Source organism: Peptoniphilus senegalensis JC140, assembly GCF_000321025.1.
Taxonomy (GTDB): domain Bacteria; phylum Bacillota; class Clostridia; order Tissierellales; family Peptoniphilaceae; genus Peptoniphilus_A; species Peptoniphilus_A senegalensis.
Map to the genome: position 1 here is coordinate 22,328 of NZ_HE610718.1, position 1,154 is coordinate 23,481.

Annotated in this window: 1 pseudogene; it reads right to left on the minus strand. The window is 36.1% G+C overall.

Going from position 1 to position 1,154, the window contains the following annotated elements:
• Positions 1 to 1,154 (minus strand): annotated as a pseudogene (locus PTSHG_RS09895) (hypothetical protein); the annotation flags it as partial.

A 1,154-nucleotide genomic window follows, 5' to 3' on the forward strand; every position in this document is an offset into this window, starting at 1 on the left:
ACTGTTTGACCTTGTTTTACCACAGTTAAATCAGATGCTAATTTAGCAGTTTGATTTCCTCTTTTTATTGTAACTTCTCCCTTATTATCTACAGAGATTTGATTATCTAATAGATCTGGGTTTGCAGCTTTAACTGCAGCTTTAACTGCTTTTTGTTCATCTAGTGTTAAGGAATTAGTATCTGCCACTTCTACTACTGTTGGATTCTTAGCGTAGATTCTACTTACTACATATACTTTTTTGCCTTCTACATCTGATGGTGTATTTCCAGCTTCATCAAATAAGAAAGTATATCCTGTAAATTCTTCTGGATTTTCTTTATCGTAGCCTAGAGCAGCTGCTTTAAGTTCTTGTCCATCAAGTCCTACTGATTTTGAACCTACCAATAATTTATATACATTTGTATATGTTATTGTTGTATCATCTTCAGTTTTATCTGTACGAACAAATTCATATCCTTCAATATCTGATACTCCGTCATTGTCAGATTTGTTTCCGTCTTCTGTTTTTAATAAAATTATTCTTCCATCAGCTGTTTCTTGTACCCATTTAGTAACTTCTTTTTTAGCTACTGGGTTATTCTTTGCTTTTACTTTTGCTTCGTCTGATACTTCTGTACCTTTTTGAGCTACAGCTTTTACTTCACTTCCATCAGCAACTTGGTTTGCAGGAATTGTTACAAGACCTGTTGCTGGGTCTATTGTTATAGATGGGTCAGTTCCATCTGGCAATTTCCATTGTCCCTTTGCATCCTTTGTTACTGCTAGAGTGCCTTCATGATTATTTTCATCAGTATATGTGATTTGAACAACTTCAACATCTTTATCTGTTGGTGGTGTTACTGTTACTGAACCATCATCATTAGCTTTTAAAGTTGGTGCTTGTACTTTGGTATCAGCTGCTACTACTGTTGCTTCAGCTTGATCTGATACAGTTTTACCATCTTCTTTTTGTGTAGCATAGATTATGTCGCCTTCTGCTAGCGTTACACCTTCTGGCACATTGGCTGTCCAAGTTCCATCATTTCCTACTACAACATCTCTTGCGATTTCTGTTCCTTGACCGCTTCCATCAGCATTTTCTTTAGTAATATTTACTTTTGCTCCTGCTTTTCCTGTTCCTTTGATTTCTTTGTCGCCAGCCTTTGGTGCTGT